This is a genomic window from Leisingera sp. ANG-M6 (assembly GCF_000813905.1).
Lineage (GTDB): Bacteria > Pseudomonadota > Alphaproteobacteria > Rhodobacterales > Rhodobacteraceae > Leisingera.
On record NZ_JWLG01000021.1, the window covers coordinates 23,246 to 45,042 of the forward strand.

General features: G+C 62.8%; 21 protein-coding genes. 11 read left to right on the top strand and 10 right to left on the bottom strand.

Annotation, left to right across the window (positions count from 1 at the left end; translation table 11 throughout):
* Positions 1–217: 217 nt before the first annotated feature.
* The 5 genes from RA24_RS18395 to RA24_RS18415 form a co-directional block, all read right to left on the bottom strand.
* Positions 218–1,513: a Tm-1-like ATP-binding domain-containing protein gene (locus RA24_RS18395; protein ID WP_446720216.1), complete on the bottom strand. Its 1,296-nt coding sequence runs from the start codon at positions 1,511–1,513 to the stop codon at positions 218–220.
* Positions 1,514–1,568: 55 nt separating this feature from the next.
* A complete protein-coding gene (locus tag RA24_RS22085) occupies positions 1,569–3,011 on the bottom strand; it encodes an aldehyde dehydrogenase family protein (protein WP_082020395.1) in 1,443 nt (480 codons plus the stop codon).
* Positions 2,918–4,537: a tripartite tricarboxylate transporter permease gene (locus tag RA24_RS18405; protein WP_039193412.1), complete on the bottom strand. Its 1,620-nt coding sequence runs from the start codon at positions 4,535–4,537 to the stop codon at positions 2,918–2,920. The genes RA24_RS22085 and RA24_RS18405 overlap by 94 nt, the downstream gene beginning before the upstream one ends.
* 9 nt (positions 4,538–4,546) lie before the next feature.
* Positions 4,547–5,077: a tripartite tricarboxylate transporter TctB family protein gene (locus tag RA24_RS18410; RefSeq protein WP_039174885.1), complete on the bottom strand. Its 531-nt coding sequence runs from the start codon at positions 5,075–5,077 to the stop codon at positions 4,547–4,549.
* 71 nt (positions 5,078–5,148) lie between these two features.
* Complete coding sequence (locus tag RA24_RS18415) at positions 5,149–6,096, bottom strand: tripartite tricarboxylate transporter substrate binding protein (protein ID WP_039149195.1); 948 nt, start codon at positions 6,094–6,096, stop codon at positions 5,149–5,151.
* 161 nt (positions 6,097–6,257) lie between these two features.
* Between RA24_RS18415 and RA24_RS18420 the strand changes: the two genes are divergently transcribed.
* Positions 6,258–7,037, top strand: coding sequence for an IclR family transcriptional regulator (locus RA24_RS18420; protein WP_029204888.1), 780 nt, complete (start codon positions 6,258–6,260; stop codon positions 7,035–7,037).
* 44 nt (positions 7,038–7,081) lie between these two features.
* Positions 7,082–8,437 (top strand): aspartate aminotransferase family protein, encoded by a 1,356-nt coding sequence (locus RA24_RS18425; RefSeq protein ID WP_039193414.1) that lies wholly within the window; start codon positions 7,082–7,084, stop codon positions 8,435–8,437.
* 171 nt (positions 8,438–8,608) lie between these two features.
* On the opposite strand, the gene RA24_RS18430 is transcribed toward RA24_RS18425, so the two are convergent.
* The 3 genes from RA24_RS18430 to RA24_RS18440 all read right to left on the bottom strand — a co-directional run bounded on the left by RA24_RS18430 (position 8,609) and on the right by RA24_RS18440 (position 11,598).
* Positions 8,609–8,920, bottom strand: coding sequence for a 2Fe-2S iron-sulfur cluster-binding protein (locus RA24_RS18430; RefSeq protein WP_052269629.1), 312 nt, complete (start codon positions 8,918–8,920; stop codon positions 8,609–8,611).
* 20 nt (positions 8,921–8,940) lie between these two features.
* Positions 8,941–10,230, bottom strand: a complete 1,290-nt coding sequence (locus RA24_RS18435) for a glutamine synthetase family protein (protein WP_019297016.1) — start codon at positions 10,228–10,230, stop codon at positions 8,941–8,943.
* Positions 10,231–10,338: 108 nt separating this feature from the next.
* Complete coding sequence (locus RA24_RS18440; protein ID WP_039193416.1) at positions 10,339–11,598, bottom strand: cytochrome P450; 1,260 nt, start codon at positions 11,596–11,598, stop codon at positions 10,339–10,341.
* An 81-nt stretch (positions 11,599–11,679) separates the two neighbouring features.
* Between RA24_RS18440 and RA24_RS18445 the strand changes: the two genes are divergently transcribed.
* Positions 11,680–12,390 (top strand): type 1 glutamine amidotransferase, encoded by a 711-nt coding sequence (locus tag RA24_RS18445; RefSeq protein WP_039193418.1) that lies wholly within the window; start codon positions 11,680–11,682, stop codon positions 12,388–12,390.
* Between the two features lie 72 nt (positions 12,391–12,462).
* Here the strand turns inward: RA24_RS18445 and RA24_RS18450 are convergent, their stop codons facing one another.
* Together RA24_RS18450 and RA24_RS18455 are read right to left on the bottom strand one after the other, a co-directional pair.
* The gene (locus tag RA24_RS18450; RefSeq protein WP_019297019.1) at positions 12,463–13,113 is read right to left on the bottom strand and encodes a GntR family transcriptional regulator; all 651 of its coding nucleotides are present in this window, start codon (positions 13,111–13,113) and stop codon (positions 12,463–12,465) included.
* Between the two features lie 131 nt (positions 13,114–13,244).
* The gene (locus tag RA24_RS18455; protein ID WP_039193420.1) at positions 13,245–14,870 is read right to left on the bottom strand and encodes a sulfatase-like hydrolase/transferase; all 1,626 of its coding nucleotides are present in this window, start codon (positions 14,868–14,870) and stop codon (positions 13,245–13,247) included.
* 117 nt (positions 14,871–14,987) lie between these two features.
* Between RA24_RS18455 and RA24_RS18460 the strand changes: the two genes are divergently transcribed.
* From RA24_RS18460 to RA24_RS18495, 8 genes are all read left to right on the top strand, one after another.
* Entirely contained in the window at positions 14,988–15,527 is a 540-nt protein-coding gene (locus RA24_RS18460; protein WP_193747148.1) for a GNAT family N-acetyltransferase, read from the top strand.
* A 355-nt stretch (positions 15,528–15,882) separates the two neighbouring features.
* A complete protein-coding gene (gene pcaF, locus RA24_RS18465; protein WP_019297022.1) occupies positions 15,883–17,085 on the top strand; it encodes a 3-oxoadipyl-CoA thiolase in 1,203 nt (400 codons plus the stop codon).
* Between the two features lie 23 nt (positions 17,086–17,108).
* Positions 17,109–18,086 (top strand): 1,2-phenylacetyl-CoA epoxidase subunit PaaA, encoded by a 978-nt coding sequence (gene paaA, locus RA24_RS18470; protein ID WP_019297023.1) that lies wholly within the window; start codon positions 17,109–17,111, stop codon positions 18,084–18,086.
* A gap of 61 nt (positions 18,087–18,147) precedes the next feature.
* The gene (paaB, locus tag RA24_RS18475) at positions 18,148–18,432 is read left to right on the top strand and encodes a 1,2-phenylacetyl-CoA epoxidase subunit PaaB (RefSeq protein ID WP_008557866.1); all 285 of its coding nucleotides are present in this window, start codon (positions 18,148–18,150) and stop codon (positions 18,430–18,432) included.
* Positions 18,432–19,193, top strand: coding sequence for a 1,2-phenylacetyl-CoA epoxidase subunit PaaC (paaC, locus tag RA24_RS18480; RefSeq protein WP_039193422.1), 762 nt, complete (start codon positions 18,432–18,434; stop codon positions 19,191–19,193). The genes paaB and paaC overlap by 1 nt, the downstream gene beginning before the upstream one ends.
* Positions 19,194–19,292: 99 nt before the next feature.
* Positions 19,293–19,766 (top strand): 1,2-phenylacetyl-CoA epoxidase subunit PaaD, encoded by a 474-nt coding sequence (paaD, locus tag RA24_RS18485; RefSeq protein WP_039149221.1) that lies wholly within the window; start codon positions 19,293–19,295, stop codon positions 19,764–19,766.
* A gap of 10 nt (positions 19,767–19,776) precedes the next feature.
* A complete protein-coding gene (paaE, locus tag RA24_RS18490; RefSeq protein ID WP_039193424.1) occupies positions 19,777–20,850 on the top strand; it encodes a 1,2-phenylacetyl-CoA epoxidase subunit PaaE in 1,074 nt (357 codons plus the stop codon).
* Positions 20,851–20,874: 24 nt separating this feature from the next.
* Positions 20,875–21,636 carry a Phenylacetic acid catabolic protein gene (locus RA24_RS18495; RefSeq protein WP_039193427.1) on the top strand — a complete coding sequence of 254 codons (762 nt, stop codon included), beginning with the start codon at positions 20,875–20,877 and terminating at the stop codon, positions 21,634–21,636.
* The last annotated feature ends 161 nt before the right edge of the window (positions 21,637–21,797 follow it).

Below are 21,797 nucleotides of genomic sequence, written 5' to 3' on the forward strand. Positions count from 1 at the left end.
CTCTTCCGCGGCGGCAGTGCCTGCCCCCCGCTCCCAACAGATTAGGCACGGCAGCCGGACCGGCGCCAAGCCCCAATGACAGCAGAAGCCCCGCAAACCCCGCATCACGGTGCTCGCAGCCTCCGGCGGCCTGTTTTGCTGGAATTTACGTAACAGAAACTGAGGAAAATGGAACCTTTTTGAAACACCTTATCCGGCAACGCTGCCGCAAAGCGTATCAGCCGGTTTTCACCACCCCGCTGGCGATCCAGCCATCGAGGATTTCCAAGGTCTTGGCGCAGAAGTCAGCGTCATTGATGTGGCAATCCAGCTCATGCAGCTCCGCATTCTCCGGGCAGCGCTCTCGCATTTCCTCGCAAAAGGCCGCCAGCCCTTCCGCATCATGCAGCGGCGCGCCGGGCCGGTCCCATTCGTTGCACCCGCCTGAGGGCAGCAGCACCGCCACCGGCGCCTGCGCGGTGGAGAGCTTGCCGCAGATCGCCTGCGCCACCTGGCGGCGCTCCCCCGCTTCCAGCATGGCGGAGGTCAAGAGCCGGTTGTGGGCGTGCGTCTCCCGGCCTTGCAACTGTACCGGAGTGTCCTGCCACCCAACAAAATCCACCAGGTCATAGCAGCCCGGCGCCACCAGCTGCGGCGTCGCGGATTTACCTGCGTTGGTCATCCGGTCCGCCCCCGCTGACAGCCCGCCAAACAGGTGGTTCGACACTTCCTGCGGGGCAAAATCCATCACCGCCGCAAAGGCGCCCTCCGCTGCCAAGCTCTCGAAAGCCCGCCCGCCCATGCCGGTGGCATGGAAAACCGCGACCTCAAAGCCGCGGTCCTCCAAGGCCGGTTTCAGCGACACCATGTAGCGCAGCACCGTTTTGCCGAAAGAGGTCATGCCGATCAGCGGCCGGTCGCGTTTGGGCGGCTCCACCGCCCGAGCCGCCCCCAGCACCGCACCGGCGGCCTGGCTGAGCGATGCCTTGCAGATCGAATTCAATCCATAGAGCCCGCCAGCCCAAAGGATCATCTGCACATCCGCCGGAATCCGCTCCGGCGGCATCAGCGGCGAAAATGCGACGGTGGAGACGATATACTTCGGCACTCCAACCGGCAATGCCGCGCACATGTCCAGCGCCAGGTCGGTGCCCATAGTGCCGCCCAGCACGATCACCCCGTCAATGCGACCTGCCCGGTATAGCTCCAGCGACTTGGCCGCGGACCCTGTCCCCATGATCTGCATGGCTGTGTTTTCGTCCCCCGAAGCAATCGCCGCCTCAATCGAACTGCCACCAGCCTCAGCCACCTCGTGCTTGCTGATATCCGCGGGCTGGCTGGGATCCCCCAGCACGCTCACATCCATCGTCAGCACCTTGCCGCCCTGACCACGGATCACCTCCGCCAGGTAGCCCAGTTCATCGTCCTTGGTGTCATAGGTTCCGGCAACCAGAATGGTCTTGTCTGCCACAGGCTTTGTCTCCCGTTTAATCAGCGCCTGGACGGCGGTCACCGGCACGCCCAAGCTTTTCATCTTACCAAAAATACGCCCGCCGGAGGCCGCAGATTTTGCTCTCGCGAAGCCTGCTTCAGAGCTGGATCCAAGCGGTTTTTAGATCGGTGTATTTGTCCAGCGCGTGCAGCGACTTGTCATGCCCGTTGCCCGACTGTCCGACGCCCCCTAACGGAACGGTATTATCCGAACCGCCGTAGGTGTTCACATGCACGACACCGGCACGAACGCCAGCGACCATCCGGTGCGCGCGTGACAGGTTTTCGGTCCACACCGCGGCGGCCAATCCGAAGTCGGTACCATTGGCCAAACTCAACGCTTCTTGTTCGGTCTCGAATTTGGTTACTGCCAGAACCGGCCCGAAAACCTCGCGCTGGAACAGCGCATGATCCCGGGTCACATGGGTCACGATGGCCGGCGACATATAGGTGCCGCCTGTGTCCTCCAGAATGCGCGTGCCGCCGGTCACCACCTGCCCGCCTTCGGACCGCGCCATGTCCATGAAAGACAAGTTGCGGCGAAGCTGCTCCTCAGAGTTCACAGCGCCGACCTGCGTGCTCAGTTCGAGCGGGTCGCCCACCAGCAGTGCCTCCGCCTCAGCTTTCAGCATCTCAACAAACTCGTCGTGAATCGAAGCCTCAACCAGCAGGCGGGAACCGGCAATGCAGACCTGTCCGGAGTTTCGGAAGATACCCGCCGCAGAGACTTTTGCGGCCTTGCCCAGATCCGGCGCATCCGCAAAGACAATGTTGGGAGACTTGCCGCCCAGCTCCAGGTAACAACGCTTGAGGTTAGACCGCGCCGAAGCTTCCAAAAGCTTGCGCCCCGTAGCGCCTGAGCCGGTGAAGGCCAGCACATCCACATCTATTGAAGCGGCCAGTGCCGCGCCGGTTTCAGCACCGGAGCCGGTCACCACGTTCAGCACCCCGTCCGGCAGCCCGCATTCGGAACAGATTTCGGCCAGCCGGAGCAAGGAGAGCGAAGCGGTTTCGGCAGGCTTCAGCACCACCGAATTGCCCATCGCCAGCGCCGGCGCCAGCTTCCAGGCACCGATCATCAGCGGAAAATTCCAAGGAACAATTGCCCCCACCACGCCCACCGGCATCCTGTGCACCAGCCCCAGAACGTCGGGTGCTGTCGGTGCGACCTCACCCGCCACCTTGTCCAGCGCCTCAGCATAATAGCGGAAAGTTCCCGCAGCCGATCCCGGCTCTGCTTTCAGAGCCATATTGAACTCGGTGCCATTGTCGCGCACGCCCAGAACCGCCAGCTCAACCGCCTCGGCAGCGATCCGGTCCGCAATCCTGTGCAGCACCTGCTTGCGCGCGGCGGGGCTCTGCCCCGCCCAGCGGCGATCCTCATATGCCCGCCGCGCCGAAGCCACAGCCTTTTCGACATCGGTTGCAGAGGCGCCCGCCAGCGTCGTCAGAACAGATCCGTCAACCGGCGAAGCAACTTCGAGTGTCTGGCCCGAACCTTCTTGCCATGATCCTTCAAGAAAGAGTTTCTGCGGCGCCACATCAAGCTTCCGAAGCTCGTCGATGCGCGATTGGTCTGCCATTCGGCCTCCTTCAGTTCCTTCCGGTCCTTCAGCACCCGCAGGATATGGACCGCCAGAACGATGATGATGATGCAAAACAGGATGAACGCCACCGGGCGGTCAATGAAATCAAAGGGTTCCTTCACCCGCGCCATGCCCGCGCGCAGCTTCACCTCCATGATGCCGCCCAGGACCATGCCCAGGATGATCGGCACCGACGGCAGCGACAGGCGCTTCAGGATATAGCCGAGGATGCCAAACGCTGCCGCCATCACACAGTCGGTGGCGGAGTTGCGCAGGGAATAAACCCCGACGAAGCTGAGCGTCAGGATGCAGACGCCGAGAAACCGGTTGGGGATGCGCACCACCTGGATCAGCGACCGGGTGGCAAACAGCAGGAACAGCAGCACCAGCACATTCAGCACCAGCAGTGCGAGATACAGTGCGACGACAAAGTCCATGTCGTTCTGGAAAAGCCCCGGCCCCGGCACCACGTTGTGCACATAGAACACCGACAGCATCATTGCCGTCAGCGCCTCACCCGGAATGCCCAGCGCCAGAAGCGGCACCATGGCAGCAGCAGGCACCGCGTTGTTGGCGGTTTCTGCAGCAATCAGACCTTCGGTGGAGCCATTGCCGAAATCCTGCGGCCGTTTCGATGTCTTTTGCGCATAGGTGTAGGACATGAACTGCGCGGTGAACTCGCCCACACCGGGGATCATCCCCATCAAGACGCCAAAGGTGGCAGAGACCCCCGCTACGCGCGGATGGCGTACCAGCTCGCGCAGCCCCTGGAACATGCCGCCGCGCAGGCGGGTCATCCGGACTTTCTCGTCTTCGTCGGTCAGCAGGACAAACGCCTGCGAGATCGCAAACAGCCCCAGAACCACAACGATAAGGTTGATCCCGCCGCCCAGGAAATCCTGCCCGAAGGTGTAGCGCTGGGTGTATTTCACCGGCTCCAGCCCGATGGTCTGAAGGAAGATCCCGAAGCAGGCCAGCGTCCCGGCAATCAACGCCTGGCCGCGGTGCGCGACCACCACCAGGATGAGGCCCAGCAGCGCCGCCATGAAAATCTCGCGCGAACCGAACATCGGCGCAATCTTTGCCAGCACCGGCGCAAACAGGATCAGACAGATGACCGAGAAGATGCCGCCGAAGAAGCTGGCCGAATAAGCCAGGCTCAAGGCGCGGCGCGGCTCGCCCCGCGCGGTCATCGGATAGCCGTCATAGGTGGTCAGCGCATTGACCGCGGTGCCGGGCGTGTTGATCAGGATCGCCGGGATCGCACCGCCGTACATGGAGGAGCCGTAGATCCCCAGCAGCACCGTCAGCCCGACAATCGGGTCCATCGAGAAGGTCGCGGGCAGCAGGATCGCAATTGCCACTGCCGGGCCAACACCGGGAATGGCGCCAATCAGCACGCCGCCGACTGAACCCGCCAGCAGCGCCAGCGCCACGTCCCAGCGCATCAGGATGTCTATTGCAGAGAGGATCAGGTCCATGACGGGCACTCAGAGATAGAGAATGAAGAAACTGCGCAGCGATCCCGGCAGGTACTCATAGATGAGCGCGCCAGGGATCTTGACTGACAGCAAGGCCTTGAACAGCACCACCACGGCCACGGCAAAACCCGCGCTGGTCCACAGCATGAGCGGGCTGCGGTAGCCCATCCGCCAGCTCAACAGCGGAACGAAAACCAGCGTCACCGGGAGGTAACCGATTATGGGAACCAGCAGGACATAACCCATGAACCAGCCGGCGAATTCAAACACCTGCCCCCAGCGCTTGACCTCCCACAGGTCATAACGGCTGACCCGCCGCCAGGGCAGCTTGTAGAGGTGCAGCCCGCCCAAGAGCACCATGCCGCCGATGGCGACAGCAGGCCAGAACCGGGGTTGGGCAAACAGTTTCGTCTTCTGCACCCAAGTGGTCTGCTCCGTAATCAGGACCAGCAGCAGCAATGCGACGCCCACCATGACCAGGGCAAAGACAAGCTGACCGCGCCGCGGTCCTACAAAGCGGCGTTCACGTTCCGATGGCATCTGAGGAGCTCTTTGTCCGCGCGAAGGGAAAGGGCACCGGGACCCCGCAAGGCCCCGATGCAGGGGGAGGATTATTCCGACAGCAAACCGCCGATGCGGGCCATGGTGTCGATGTCATTGGCCACGCGGGCTGCGCTGTCGTCCGCGCTCTGCCAGTAAACCAGTGCTCCGGTTTCCTTGGCGATATTCTGGGCGCGCTCGCTCATTACCGTCTTTTCAGCAACCGCAATGATCTTGTCACGCACGTCCTGCGGGGTGTCCTTGGTCACGAACAGCCCGTTCCACAGGGCGATATTCAGGCTTTCGTCCAGCTCGCCGATGGTCGGTGCATCAGGCGCCAGCGGGATACGCTCGTCAGTGATAGAGACCAGCACCTTGACCTGATCCAGACAGGGCAGCACCAGCTGCAGCGTGGTGTTGATCACATCCGCATCGCCGGAGGCCAGCGTGTTGCAGTCCAGCGCATCAAATGCCGCATCCGAGCCCCATTCAAAGCCGGCGTTCTTGGCATAGGCCTTGGTCACCTGCGTCGGGGTCAGAACATCGCCGAAATGACCCAGCGCCACGTCGTTATCCTTGGCATAGGCCGCCAGCTCTTCCATCGTGCTGTAGGGCGCATCGCCTGAGGTGGCGATCACAAAGGGATAGGTCAGGAAGATACCCAGCGGGTCGAACTTGGCCGGTGTCAGCGGCGGGATGTCGATCTGGTGGCCCATCACCGGCACACCGATCACGAAAGAGCCGATGGTGTAGCCATCTGCCGGCGCATTCGCGACCTCGATTGCCCCCGGGAAGGGCCCGCCGCCGCCGCCCGGTTTATTCACCACAGCTGCAGCAACACCGTATTCGTTCTGGAAATCCTCGGCGATCATCCGCGTCAGCACATCCTCCAAGTCACCCGGCGGCCACGGCACGATGAAGTTAACCGGTTTTTCCGGATACTCGGCCTGCGCCGCAACCGCGCTCAGCCCCAGCGCCGCCGCTGCGACCGCCCCTTTCATGAGGGTTTTGAGTTTCATGGCTTTCCTCCCAGTTTGGCCATTCGGTTCACTATTCGAACCATTGGTTTGAATTTAGATTGACAGGCGCCCCCGTTATCTGTCAACAAAATTGCATCAAAGGTGCGTCTTTTTGCGCAGACGGCACCTGGCAAGACCTAACAGGGAGCATCGGCAAGAGCATGGGAACCGTGTCCAAAGCCTTGTCATTACTGACTTATTTTAACCATGGCCGGACTGAGATCGGGCTCAGCGACCTCACGCGCTTGTCGAGCATGAACAAGGCAACGGTCTACCGGCTGATGAGCGAACTGCAGGAATCAGGCTTTGTCGAACAGGCCGGCAGCGATCGTTCCTACCGGCTCGGCCCGCAGGTCTTGCGCCTCGCAGCTCTGCGCGAGGCAGCGGTTCCGATTCTTTCTGTTTCGCGCCGGGTGCTGCGTGACCTCAGCGACGAGACCGGTGAGACCACCCACCTGTCGCTGCTTCAGGGCAGCCAGCTGAATTCACTGTCGCACGCCTATTCCCCGCGCAATGCCACCAAAGTCATGATGGAGGACGCCGAGGTTCTGACCTTCCACGGCACCAGTTCCGGCATGGCGGTTCTGGCTTATGCCGACCCCGGATTTGCCGAGGAGGTGCTGTCGCGGCCGCTTGAGGCACGCACTTCCGAAACCATCACCGACCCCCAGGAAATCCGCGCCCAGCTGGACGAGGTCCGCAGCACCGGCATTGCCCAGTCCATCGGCGGATTTGAGGCGGATGTGCATTCCCACGCGGTTCCCATCTTTGGCCCGGACCGCAAAGTGATCGGCGCATTGGCCGTGGCCGCGCCAGTCTCCCGGATGACCGCAGAACAAAAAAATCTGATCCCGGCGGCCCTGCGCCGCGCGGGCGCCACTCTCACCCATCGCATCGGCGGCTCTGCCCCTTCGGACTATCCGCAGGAAGAAACCGCCTGAACCTCTCACCGGCCCGGACCGGGCCGCATCCAGGAGCTGCCCCCATGAAAGACTCCAACTTTCTTAAAGAACACAATGCCAAATCCCTCTGGCACCCGATGGCGCATCCCGGCGACAGCCTGGCCAACCCGCCCGCCATCATCACCTCGGCCCAGGGAGTGAAGATCACTGACATTGACGGGCATGAGGTGGTCGATGCTGTCGGCGGCCTGTGGAACGTGAACCTCGGCTTTTCCTGCCAGGTGGTAAAGGACGCCATCGCCGCGCAGCTGGACGTCCTGCCCTACTACTCCACCTTCCGCGGCACCACCAACGACCAGGTGATTCAGCTGGCAGAGGAGCTGCGCAAGTTTTTTGCACCCGACGGGCTCACCCGCGCCTTCTTCACCTCCGGCGGCTCGGATTCGGTGGAAACCGCCCTGCGGCTCGCCCGCCAGTACCACAAGATCCGCGGCGAAGAAGGCCGCACCAAGTTCCTGAGCCTGAAGAAGGGCTACCACGGCACCCACATGGGCGGCGCCTCGGTGAATGGCAATGCCAACTTCCGCACCCAGTACGAACCGCTGCTGCCCGGCTGTTTCCAGATCCCTGCCCCCTACACCTACCGCAACCCGTTCAACGAAACCGACCCGGAACGCCTCGCCCAGCTCTGCCTGCAGGCGCTGGAGGACGAAATCGCCTTCCAGGGCGCAGGCACCATTGCCGCCTTCATCATGGAGCCGATCCTCGGCGCGGGCGGGGTGATACCGCCGCATTCCAGCTTCATGCCCGGCGTGCGGGATATCTGCACCAAACACGGCATCCTGCTGCTCGCCGACGAGGTGATCACCGCCTTCGGCCGCAGCGGATCATGGAGCGGCTCGCGCCACTGGGGCGTGCAGCCCGACATGATGGCGACGGCCAAGGCCATCACCAACGGCTACTTCCCATTCGGCGCGGTGATGATTGCGGACCATATGACAGAGACCTTCGAGAAAGACACCACTGGCAAGGCAGCGATCGGCCACGGCTACACCTACTCAGGCCACCCGGTCGGCGCCGCCGCCGCCCTCGCCTGCCTCGAAGAAACGCTTCGCCTGAACGTGCCGGAAAACGCCGCCGTCCGCGGAACCCAGATCCACCAGGGACTGCTGGCGCTGCAGCAGAAACACGAATTGATCGGCGATGTCCGCGGCGGCCATGGCCTGATGTGCGCGCTGGAGCTGGTCTCCAACCGCAGCACAAAGGCAGCCGTGGACAAGAAAACCATCGGCAAATTGCAGGAGGTTGCTTATGAGGCAGGCGCAATGGTGCGGGTTTCCGGGCCCAACATCATTCTGTCGCCGCCGCTGGTGCTGAGCGAAGCAGAGGCGGATACCATCCTCTCCGCCCTCGACGCAGGTTTCGCGGCTGTGAGCTAAGTCCGGCGGACAGCGCAACCCGCGCCCGGGCCGCCAGGGCCGGGCGCCACCAGATACCATAGCGGGCCCGAAGCAGATGCTTCGGGCCCGCACCTTCTGTGGCGCAATAAGGACACAGGCGCAGCTATCGCAACCGCGCCTGAGAGCATTTCCGCGATAGAGCCGCCAGACTCAGCCCTCCGGCACCTCCAGCACCAAACCATCCAAATCAGGATGCGCCTCAATCTGGCAACTGAGGCGGCTGGTCTCCCGGCGCTCCTCTGCCAGATCCAGCATGGCGCCCTCGAACTCACCGGCCTCACCGCATTTTGCGGCCCACTCCGGATCCACATACACATGGCAGGTTGCGCAAGCGAGGCTGCCGCCGCACTCCCCCACCACACCCGGCACATCCTGCGCCAGCGCTGCTTCCATAAGGCTCTGACCATAGTCCACCGTTGCCGTGACAGCCCCGCCGCCCGGCAGTTTCCAGGTTAGTTGCATCGGTATTCTCCTACGGAGGATCAGATGAAATGCACGTAGAAATCGCGCATCCCGTCACCTTCCAGGTCGCGGGTCTTGCGCACTTCCTTGCGTTTCATGAAGACGTGGTTTGCAACCAGCTCCGGCCCGACTGCCGCGGCCAGCACGCGATCCCCTTCCAGATCGCCAACAGCGCCCTTCAGGTCCACCGCCGTGCCTTCCCGCGCATCGGTACGGTCAAACCCGTCGCCGGTCTCCATCGGCGGCAACTGGTGGCCGTTCTCAACCCCCAGCCGCGCCGCTTGCAGGACTGCCGCCACCGCGGTGTAAGGATTGGCCGAGGCATCCGCCATCCGGTGCTCCAGCCGCGCCTTGGCACCGCCCTCAGAGCTGATGCGCGTTGTCACATTGCGATGGTCGCCGCCCCAGTTCTGCCAGTACCCGGACAAAGACCCCGGCTGCAGCCGCATATAGCTGTTGGCAGTCGGCGCGATCAGCCCTGCAAGCCCCTTATGATGATGCAAAAGCCCCGCCAGGCAGCCGCGTGCCAGATCGTTCATATGCTCCGGCCCGCCCCGCGGCCCTGACGACAGCGCATTGCCGCCCGCCTCGTCCACGAATGAAAAGTTGATATGCATGCCAGAGCCGCCGGCCTCGGCAATCGGTTTCGGCATGAACGTCAGGACAATGCCGTATTCCAGCGCCACTTCCCGCGCCATCAGGCGGAACAGCACGATGTCATCCACCGCCTTCACCGCATCATCAAAGGTCAGCGTGTATTCGAACTGCGGGCTGTCGAACTCGGCGGTGATCATGTCCAGCGAGAAGCCCATGTCATCTGCCATCGCCCAGATCCGGTCATTGAACCGCAAGGGGTCGGCAAACGGCCCGGTGCCATAGACCACCCCGCCCGGCGCATCATAGGGCATGAGCCGCCCGCTGTCGTCCGCCTGCAGGGCAAAGGCCTCCAGCTCGATCCCGACTTTTGGCGTCACCCCGTGCTTCTGCCAGTCCGCAACCGCACGCTTCAGCGCCCAGCGCGGGCACAGCGCCAGCGGCCGCCCCTCATCGTCATAGAGATCGCCCAGCACCACCTGGGTCGAGGCATGCCAGCTGTCGCGGATATCGTCATGCAGCCATTTCAGCTCCATATCCGGAAGACCCTGTTTCACCATCGATCCCGGCGCGTCCAGCAGATCCTTATCGTAATGGGTGCCAAAAACCGATCGGCAGAACCGCGTCGAGCCGTCACCGATCTTGGAATTCGGCAGGTATTTCCCCCGCATGATGCTGAGGTGGTCGCAGAACATCGCGCGCAAGCGGGTCTTCATGGCTCCAGGTCCTTCCCTGTTGGACAGTCTTCGGCATCGTTTTCCCGTGCCTTGTTACTTAACATATTTAGCGGTTTTCGCAGAGTCTTTCCTGCAAGAGCGCAATCCTCAAGCGGCCTCAACCCGCACCGGCAGTGACTTGATGCCGCCGACAAAATTTGACCGCAGGAACTTATGAGGTCCCGCAGCCTCGATATGCCGGATCCGCTTGGCCAGCTCCTGGAACAGCACCGTGACCTCCAGCCGCGCCAGCCACATGCCCAGGCAGACATGCGGGCCGAACTGGCCGAACGACAGATGCCGGTTCGGGCTGCGGAGCAGATTCACGTGAAATGGATCATCAAACTGCTTTTCGTCGCGGTTGGCCGAGACAAACCAGTACAGCAGCTTGTCGCCCTCCCGGATGGTCTTGCCGTGCATCTCCACATCCCGGGTCGCCGTGCGGCGGAAGTAGAGCGCGGGCGTCGCCCAGCGGATGATCTCATCCGCTGCCGTCTCCCAGACCGCACCGCCCTCTTGCATCTGCGCCAGCAGCTCCGGCTGGTGGCACATCGCCTGAATGCCCGCGGCAATCGAATAGCGCGTGGTGTCATTGCCCGCTGCCACCAAGAGGCAAAAAAAGTTGCGGAACTCGGTTTCAGTGATGACCGAGCCATCCTTGGCCGGTTCCAGGATCAGGTTCAGCACGCCCGAGGTGTCGCCCTTGCGCGCTTTCTCCTCCATCAGATCCTTGGCATAGACATACAGCTCCGCCCCGGCGGGGGAATTGAAGGGCATCATCCGGAACTCATCCGTCTGCATCTTATCGAGCACATGCGATGTGAAATCCGGATCGGTATTGGCGATCAGCGCATCCCCCTTTTCCACCAGCCAAGGCAAGTCCGCCTCCGGCAGGCCCACCACCCGGCCCAGCATCCGCATCGGCAGCTGGCGGGCAATCTCTTTGGTGGCGTCGAACTCCCCCTTGGCCAGCGCCTGATCCAGAATATCCGCGCAAAGGTCCCGGATGTCCTGCTCGTACTGCGCCATCGTAGTCTTGGAAAACGCCTTCAGGAGTTTCATCCGCACCTTGGAATGCTCCGGCGGGTCAGTCTCCTGAAAGGTGCGCCGCGCCAGGTATTCCTCGTAGGACTGATCCTCCATCCGGATCCCACGGGCAGAGGAGAACACCTCAGTGTTCTTGTTCATCACCGTGATGTCCTCATAGCGGGTCACCGACCAGAAATTCCTGCCGCCGTCGTATTCGGTCCAATGCAACGGATCCTCCTGCCGCAGCCGGGCAAAGGTGTTGTGCGGCGCGCCATTGGCAAAGGTGTCATGGCTGCTCAGATCCGCATAGCCGTCGTCGGTGGGGGTCCAAACTGTCATTGCGGGCTTTCCTAACTTACTTGCATTATGTATATTAATAGAGCCTGTAATTATGTAAATGAAAATCTTGCGAGCGTTCCCATGCACTTGGCCATTCTGATGACCAACACAGACGAAAGCGAATTTGCCCAAAGGCACCCCAAGGACGGTGAGAAGTTCACCGACCTGATCCGGATGGCCAGGCCGGGCTGGCGCACATCCGTCTTTGCCGTGAAGGACGCAGAGTTCCCGCAGGATCTGTTTGCGTTTGATGGCGCGATGATCACTGGAAGCCCAGCCTCTGTCCGCTCCGGTGCGCCTTGGGTCACACAGCTGCTAACGCTGATCCGCACAGCCCATGCCCGGAAATTCCCGCTGTTCGGCGCCTGCTTCGGGCATCAGGCCATTGCACAGGCCCTTGGCGGCAGTCTTGACCGCAACCCGGACGGCTGGGTCCATGGGCTGACCCGCAATCATCTGCTGCACCACCCGGATTGGGCCATCCCGCTGCCTGATGAGGTCAAACTCTACGGCTCCCATTGCGAATGCGTCAGCACCCTGCCGGGCGGCGCTTCACCGCTTAGCGAAAGCGGCGGCATGAACACGGGCTTCACCCTTGGCCGCCACATCTTCACCACACAGCATCATCCGGAGATGACCCACAGCTTCATCCTCGCGCTAAGCGACGAAATGCGGGACACACTTGGCCCGGCCGGTTTTGCCCGTGCCCTGGAAAGCCTGGCGGAACAGTCAGATCAGCAAGCCTTTGCGGAAACCCTCGCCCGTTTCTTCGAGCAAGCTGCGCAGCCCTGACCCTGCGGCTTCTTTCTGGTCAAAATACCCGCGCCGCAGGCAGGGGCCGCCAGGCCCCCCTTCCCTTCCGCTTCAGCCCAGAGCGGCCAGCAAGTCCATCACTGTCACCTGATCGAACTGCACATGCGCGGTCATTGCAGCTTCAGCCGCCTCCCGGTCATGGGCAAGGATCAGCGCGGCAATCTCCCGGTGCTCCTTGGCCGACTGCGCTATGACGCCGGGATACCGGTAACGCGCCCGGTAATAGGCCATTAGCTTGCGCGCGTTGGTTTTGATCATCTCAACAAGAAACGGATTGCCGGACCCTTCTGCCACGCAGGCATGAAACCGCAGGTTCAGCTGGTAATAGCCAGCCGGATCGCCGTCACCCTTCTCTGCTGCGTGTTTCTCGCAGGCGGCCACCGCCGCTTCCAGTTCCCCGGCCTGCGCCGGAGACAAACGCCGCGCGGCCAGCGCCGCTGCCTGCCCTTCCAGCCGGGCATGAACCTCAAGGATCGCCAGGAACTCCTCAAGCGTCGGCTTGAACAGAACCGCCCCCTTGCGCGGCAAACGCTTGATCAATCCAATGGCTTCCAGCTGAATGAAAGCCTCCCGTACCGGCGTGCGCGACACCCCGTGGCGCTGCACCAGCTCGCTCTCCTCCAGTGGCGCGCCGGGCACCAGCCGTCCGGCCTCGATATCCTCAAGGATTGCGTTCAGAACCTGTTCCGTCTGCCCTGCCATTCTGCCGCCTCTGATGCGTTTCCGGTCAATTTATGCGCCCCTCTGCAGCTTGGCAACGCGGGTAAGGGGCGCTGCCCCCGCCCTTACGGGCTCCCCCGAAATACTTGCGCAAAGGTGAATAGGCAGGACAGCTACTGCGGCACGGGACCGCGGTATTTCTCCGTCAGCTCGGGTGCGACCTCGTCAGCTTCATAGACCCCAAGCAGAATCCCCTTGCGCCCAGACTTGCCGCGGCGCGCCTTGATCTGCGTGTCCGACAGGGTGATCCGCTGCGACATCCTGAGCCCCCATTCCAGCAAGCGGTCATACATCAGATCGATGATCTCCCGATGACCATCGCCCTTTGCCAGGTCCACCAGCTCCTGCGGATCATTCTCCATGTCGAACAGCATCGGCCGCAGCCCGCCTTCCGCATGCATGAACTTCCAGCGCTTATCGGTGACCATGAACAGTCGTGCATCCTTCGGCTCCAGCCCCAGTTTTTCGCACAGCGGCATGGTGGAAAAGTCGAACTCTGCAATCGCATACTCGCGCCAGTCCGGGCTTTCGCCGCGCAGCAAGGGCATCAGCGAGCGCCCCTCCAGGATGTGCGGCGCAGGTTCACCGCCCGCTGACTCCAAGAAGGTGGGCAGCAGGTCGATCGCCTCCACCAGTTCGTCGCAGGTGGTGCCGCGGGTGGCGTCGGCCTCCGCGCGCGGGTCATAGATGATCAGCGGCACCTTGATTGACGGCTCGTGAAACAGGTTCTTTTCCCCCAGCCAGTGATCACCCAGGTAATCGCCATGGTCCGAGGTCACCACGATCATCGTGCCCTGCATCCGCCCGGTTTCCTCCAGCCAGGCAAACAGCCGCCCCATCTGGTCATCAGCTTGCTTGATCAGCCCCATATAGGCCGGGATCACCTTCTCGCGCACTTCATCGCGGCTGAAGGTCTTGCCGATCTGGTTGTTCATCATGCCGTCGAACACAGGGTGCGCGTCTTCGCGCTCTGCCTCCGAGCGCACCACTGGCAGCACATGCTCCGGCCCGTACATATCGTGATAGGGTGCGGGCACGATATAGGGCCAATGCGGCTTGATGTAGCTGAGATGCGCGCACCACGGCCCCTCAGCCTGTGCGATGAATTCCATCGCCTGAGTGGTCAGCCAAGGTGTTTCGCTGTCTTCCTCCGCGATATTGGCGGGTTTGTCCGCATTGACCATGAACCAGCCGGAGGCAATGTCATTCCCCTCCACCCCAGCATTGGCAAAGTCGTTCCACGGGTTTTCACCGGGATAGCCCCTTTCCTTCAGGTACTCATTATAGGGGCTGCGTTTCTGGTCATAGAACCCGTCCGGCCCTTCTGCCCACAGCCCGTCATCGCGCACCCAGGGATCAAAGCCGCATTCCGACTGGCGCACGCCGATCAGGCTGTCCGGCGCCAGCCCCAGCCGCTGCATCCCCTCGGCATCCGCCACCATATGGGTCTTGCCGATCAGGTGGCAGCCCATCCCTGCCTTGCGCAGATGGTCGCCCATCGTCCACTCGCCGACCCGCAGCGGGTAGCTGTTGAACTGCACTCCGTGGCTGGATGGGTAACGCCCCGTATAGCTCGACATCCGCGATGATCCGCAGGTCGGCGACTGCACATAGGCGCGGGTAAAGCGCACACCCCTGGAGGCCAGCCCGTCGATATGCGGCGTGTGCAGATGCGGGTGGCCGGCGCAGCTCAGATAGTCGAACCGCAGCTGGTCGAACATGATATAGAGAATGTTCATCGGCGCCTCCCGCGTTGCGTTGCCACATTAATAAACAAGTGAAGCAATTTTGGCGAGGGGATCTTCTTGACCTCGGCGCCCGCCGCCCGACTATGGCGCGTGTTTTTCTTATTCCCAATGGCATTCATGACCGGAAATTCAGACCACACCGTTATCCGCCCCGCAAATGCAGAGGACTGCTCCAGCCTCGCCGCCCTTTCAATTGAAGTCTGGCTAGGCACCTACCTGCGCAACGGGATCAGCGGGCATTTCGCTGATTATGTGCTTAGCCAATATACCACTGCGTATTTTGCTGAGGCATTGGACAGCACAGCCGAACGTTTGCTGGTTTCGCAGAACCGTGACGGCATAGACGGCTACATCCGGGTATCAAATGGGCGGCCCAGCCCGGCAGGCGGGCCGTCTAGGACCGAAATCTCCACGCTCTATGTCCAGCCCCGGCATCACGGCCGTGGCATCGGCGCCCGCCTTCTGCAAGCCGGACTGCAGCTCTGCCGCAGCAACAGCTGGGAAGCGCCCTGGCTCACCAGCAATTCAGAGAACGCCCGCGCCCGCAGGTTCTACCTTCGAAACGGATTTGAGCATGCGGGGCTGACCCGCTTCAGGATCGGACAGGAGAACTACCCTAACGACATCCTGCAATACTCTGCACTCTGACGGCACCAGCGGACCACGTCCGGCCGCCTGCCTCTCCCGCCGGCCGTCAGCCTTTCTGGCGAAAGACCTCCATCCGTTGGGCCCGGCACCGCGCAGCGCGCGGTGCCGGGCCCAACCGCTACGGTGCATTTCCAATGCTCCGGCAGCGGGCGGGGGAACCCGCTTAAGGCATCCTGCCGCTTAATACACGCCCCGCCAGGAGTCTCTCAGCCGGTTGCCGAACCCCAAAGCGTTACAAAAATTAACACCCGCCACTTTTCGCGTTACATTTTATCTTGCCGCGAATCATCTTCCGTCGTAATACCGACCCAACGGTCGGCTTTTCCTGCCGCCGCCACAGGAGACGCGAACACCCATGGATGCTTTCATCTGCGATGCCACCCGCACCCCGATCGGCCGCTACGGCGGCGCGCTGAGCCAGGTGCGGACTGACGACTTGGCCTCTTTGCCGATTGCGGCACTGGTTGAACGGAACCCGGATGTGGACTGGGGCTCCTTGGATGACGTGATCCTGGGCGATGCCAATCAGGCGGGTGAAAGCAACCGCAATGTGGCCCGCATGGCCGCCCTGCTGGCAGGCCTGCCAACAACAGTGCCCGGCACCACCATCAACCGCCTCTGCGCCTCCGGCATGGATGCCGTCGGCATGGCGTCGCGCGGGATCAAGGCCGGCGACTATGATATGGCCATCGCCGGCGGCGTCGAAAGCATGAGCCGCGCGCCCTTCGTGATGCCCAAGGCCACCAGCGCCTTCACCCGCGCCAATGCGGTCTATGACACCACCATCGGCTGGCGCTTCGTGAACAAGAAGATGCACGACATGTACGGCACCGACTCGATGCCGCAAACCGCCGACAACGTGGCCGAGGATTACGGCGTCTCCCGCGCGGACCAGGACGCCTTTGCCGCCCGCAGCCAGGCCCGCTGGGCCGCCGCGCATGAGGGTGGCATCTTCAAGGACGAAATCACCCCGGTCACCATCCCGCAGCGCAAGGGCGATGACCTGGTGGTGGATACCGACGAACACCCCCGCCCCGGCACCTCGGCCGAAAAGCTTTCGAGCCTCAAGGGCGTCAACGGCCCGGACAAATCCGTGACCGCAGGCAATGCCTCCGGCGTCAACGACGGCGCCGCAGCGATCCTGATGGCAAATGAGGCCGCGGCTGCGAAGAACGGCCTGAAGCCAATGGCCCGCATCGTCGGCATGGCCGCTGCGGGGGTTGAGCCGCGCATCATGGGCATCGGCCCGGTGCCTGCCACCCGCAAGGTGCTAGCCCGAACCGGCCTGACCATCGAACAGATGGACGTCATCGAACTTAACGAGGCCTTCGCGTCCCAGGGCCTCGCCACCCTGCGCGAGCTTGGCGTTGCGGACGATGCGCCCCATGTTAATCCCAACGGCGGTGCGATTGCGCTTGGCCACCCGCTCGGCATGTCCGGTGCGCGGCTGGTGCTGACCGCCGCCTACCAATTGCAGCGCACTGGCGGGCGGTATGCCCTCTGCACCATGTGCGTCGGCGTCGGACAGGGCACCGCCCTGATCCTGGAACGCGTGTAAGAACCCTAAGGGAGGTCCCAGACATGTATGCTCAGATGATCAAATCCGAGGCGACCCAGGACGATCCGGAAAAGCTGGCCGCCTTTCAGGCGCGCATCGACGCGGGCGAGAAGATCGAGCCCAAGGACTGGATGCCCGAAGGCTACCGCAAAACCCTGATCCGCCAGATCGGCCAGCACGCCCATTCCGAAATCGTTGGCCAGCTGCCCGAGGGCAACTGGATCACTCGCGCGCCGACACTGGAGCGCAAGGCGATCCTGCTTGCCAAGGTGCAGGATGAGGCGGGCCATGGCCTGTACCTCTATTGCGCGGCGGAGACCCTGGGCGTGTCGCGCGACGAAATCACCGAGATGCTGCTGGATGGCCGCATGAAGTACTCGTCGATCTTCAACTACCCGACGCTGAACTGGGCCGACATCGGTGCGGTCGGCTGGCTGGTAGACGGTGCGGCGATCATGAACCAGGTGCCGCTGCAGCGCACCTCGTTCGGCCCCTACTCCCGCGCGATGATCCGCATCTGCAAGGAGGAAAGCTTCCACCAGCGCCAGGGCTATGACGCGATCCGCAAGATGGCCGAGGGCACGCCCGAGCAGAAGAAGATGGCTCAGGACGCGCTGAACCGCCTCTGGTACCCGTCGCTGATGATGTTCGGCCCGTCTGACAAGGACTCAGTCCATTCCGCCCAGTCTATGGCCTGGAAGATCAAGATGAACACCAACGACGAGCTGCGCCAGAAGTTCGTCGACCAGACCGTGCCGCAGGCCGAATACCTCGGCCTGACCATCCCCGATCCGGACCTGAAATGGAACGAGGAACGCGGCCACTACGACTACACCGATCCGGACTGGAGCGAATTCTTTGACGTGATCAAAGGCAACGGCCCCTGCAACGTGGACCGCCTCGCGGCACGCAACAAGGCCTGGGATGATGGCGCCTGGGTCCGCGACGGCCTGTTGGCCCACGCCAAGAAGAAAGCCGCGCGCCAGCACGCCGCCGAGTAACCCCAAGCATTCCGGCGCCCGCTACAGCGGCGGCGCCCCCTCAGCCAAGAGGATTTGAGACATGAAAAACGAATGGCCCCTCTGGGAAATCTTCATCCGCGGCCAGCACGGCATGAGCCACCGCCACGTCGGCTCCCTGCATGCGCCGGACGCCGAAATGGCGATCAAGAACGCCCGTGACGTCTATACCCGCCGCAACGAAGGCGTGTCGATCTGGGTGGTTGAGGCGAACCACATCGCGGCTTCCTCGCCCAGCGACAAGGGCCCGCTCTATGAGCCGTCGGAAAGTAAGGTCTACCGCCATCCGACCTTCTTCGACATCCCCGAAGAAGTGGGGGCCATGTAATGACCCGCGACGACGCATTTTTTCAATTCCTGCTGCGGATGGGGGACAACACCCTGATCCTCGGCCACCGGGTCAGCGAATGGTGCGGCCATGCACCGGTGCTGGAAGAGGACATCGCGCTGGCCAACACCGCGCTGGACCTGATCGGCCAGACCCAGATGTGGCTCGGCCTCGCCGCTGAAGTGCAGGGCGACGGCAAATCCGCCGACGATCTCGCCTTCCTGCGCGACGCCTGGGATTTCCGCAATGTGCTTCTGTGCGAGGTGCCGAACGGCGACTTCGGACGCACCCTGATGCGCCAGTTCCTGTTTGATGCCTGGCATTCGATCCAGCTGGGCCGTCTGATGAAGTCCTCGGACGAGCGGGTCGCCGCGATCGCCGAGAAGGCCTCGAAAGAGGTGGCCTATCACCTGGAGCGTTCCGCCGACACCGTGGTGGGCCTGGGCGACGGCACTGAGGAAAGCCACCGCCGGATGCAGGAAGCCTTGGACTATCTTTGGCCCTACGTCGGCGAGATGTTCCAGTCCGACGATGTGGACGCCGAGATGGTGAAGGCAGGCATCGCCCCCGATCCAGCCTCCCTGCGCGAAGAATACGACGCGCTGATCTCCCGCATCCTGGGCGACGCGACGCTGACCATTCCGGAGAGCCGCTTTGCCCACAAAGGCGGTCGCACCGGTGCAATGCACACAGAGCACCTGGGCCACCTATTGACCCAGATGCAGTGGTTGCAACGCGCCTATCCCGGCGCCAAGTGGTAAGACCACGGCCAAAGAACTGAGCGCATCCCCGGCGTCAGGCGGGGGTGGGGCCCGCTTCCGCGAGGGAGGCCGGGCGGACCAGCCAATGAGGGTAACCGCATGAGCCAAGTGACGACTCAGCCAAGCACCACCCGGGTCTGGGAGTGGCTCGACGCCGTGCCCGATCCGGAGATCCCGGTGATCTCGCTGGTGGATCTCGGCATCATCCGCGATGTGGCCTGGGAGGGTGAGACCCTGGTGGTCACCGTCACCCCGACCTACTCCGGCTGCCCGGCCACGTCTGTGATCGCGATGGACATCGAAACCGCCCTGCGGGACCGCGGCATCACCGATCTGAAGCTGAAGACCCAGATCTCCCCCGCCTGGACCACCGACTGGCTGACGGAGAAGGGCCGCACCAAGCTGGAGGCATACGGCATCGCCCCGCCTCAGCCCGCAGGCGGCCCGGAAAAATGCCCGCATTGCGGCAGCCCGCATGTCACCAAGGTCAGCCAGTTCGGCTCGACCCCTTGCAAGGCCCACTGGCGCTGCCAGGACTGCCTCGAACCCTTTGATTATTTCAAGTGCATCTGAGGAGACCCTGATGGCGCGCTTTCACGACCTAGAAGTCACCGACGTCCGCAAGACCATCCGCGATGCGGTGGTTGTTACCCTGAAGCCCGTGAACGGCGCGGCTGAGGAGTTCGATTTCACCCAAGGCCAGTACCTGACCTTCCGCCGCGACTTTGAAGGCGAGGAGCTGCGCCGCAGCTACTCGATCTGCGCCGGCAAGGATGAGGGTATCCTGCAGGTCGGCATCAAGCGCGTCGACGGCGGCGCGTTCTCGACCTGGGCCAACACCGAGCTGAAGGCCGGCGACACCCTGCAAGCGATGGCGCCGATGGGCACCTTCTTTACCCCGCTCGAGGCAGGCGCAGAGAAGAACTACCTGGGCTTTGCCGGCGGCTCCGGCATCACCCCGGTGCTGTCGATCCTGAAAACCACGCTGGCGGCAGAACCCAAGTCTTCCTTCACGCTCGTATACGCCAACAAGGGCGTGAACACGATCATGTTCCGCGAGGAGCTGGAAGACCTCAAGAACCTCTACATGGGCCGCTTCAACGTGATCCATGTGCTGGAGTCCGACGCTCAGGAAATCGACCTGTTCACCGGCCTGGTCACCGAAGAGAAATGCGCCCAGCTGTTCGAGCACTGGATCGACATCCAGTCGGTCGACACCGCCTTCATCTGCGGCCCCGAACCGATGATGCTGGGCATCGCCAGCGCCCTGCGCACCGCGGGCCTCGATGACGGCCAGATCAAGTTCGAACTGTTCGCCTCTGCCCAGCCGGGCCGCGCCAAGCGCAAGGCCACCGCAACGGATGCGGCCAGCAGCGCCAACCAGACCAAGGCCGCCATCACCCTGGACGGCGCCACCCAGACCATCGAGATGGGCAAGGACATGACCCTGCTGGACGCGGCGCTGGAAAACGCCATGGACGCGCCCTATGCCTGCAAGGCCGGGGTCTGTTCCACCTGCCGCTGCAAGGTGCTGGAGGGCGAGGTCGAGATGGTCGCCAACCATGCGCTGGAAGATTACGAGGTCGAAAAGGGCTATGTGCTCTCGTGCCAGGCCTATCCGGTGACCGATAACGTCGTGGTCGATTACGACCAGTAATACCTGCCCGAGGGAGGAAAGATCATGACTGACGAAATGAGTATTAGCAGCTATCTGGCCCAGGGCGGCGTGCTGTCCAACCCATCCAACGTGCCGCCGCGCTACCGCGCCGAGCTGATGAAGATGATGGCGACCTTTGTCGACAGCGAGCTGGCGGGTGCCGCAGGCTTTGCCGACATCATCAACGAAGGGCCAGGCATCAAGGCGCGCATCGCCGCCGCAAAAATCGTGCTGGAGAAATCCGACAGCGCCGAAAAGGTGCTGCGCATCATGGGCGACTTCGGTGCTGATACAGAGCGCTATGCCGACCACCACCCCTGGACCGCGCGGCTGGAACGGGACGCCGACATCGGCCAGACCCGCAGCAAGCACGACATGCGGCTGGCCGTGTTCAACTACCCGCTGGAAGGCTGGGCCGACGCGGTGGTGATGAACCTGCTGATGGGCAGCGCGGTTGCTGTGCAACTGGAGGAGCTGAGCCATGTCTCCTACCAGCCGCTGGCCGAAGCTTTCCGCACCATCCAGCCGATCGAGGCGCATCACGCCGAGTTGGCCGAGGAAGGCCTGATGGTGCTGGTGGAAGCACAAGGGACAGAGGCCCTGCAGGAACTGGTCAGCTACTGGTGGCCGCGGGTCGCAGCCAGCTTCGGCTCTGAGACCTCACAGAAGTTCGAAGGGCTGAAGGCGATGGGCCTGCGTCGCACTCCGAATGCAGAGCTGAAGGCACGCTGGGAACAGACTGCCTCTGCCGTTCTGGCCAAGGCCGGTCTGAAACCCGCCGCCTGATCTCCAGTGGAAGCTCTCCCGCCCGGGCTGCCGTGCATCACAGATGCGCAGGTCCGGCTGGGTCCGGCGCGCCTGATGGCGCGCTGAAGATGCCGCGCCGTCAGGCTGTGCATATCCACAGGGAAATGGTGCAGCCTTGCGGAATGGAACCAGCGCCGCGC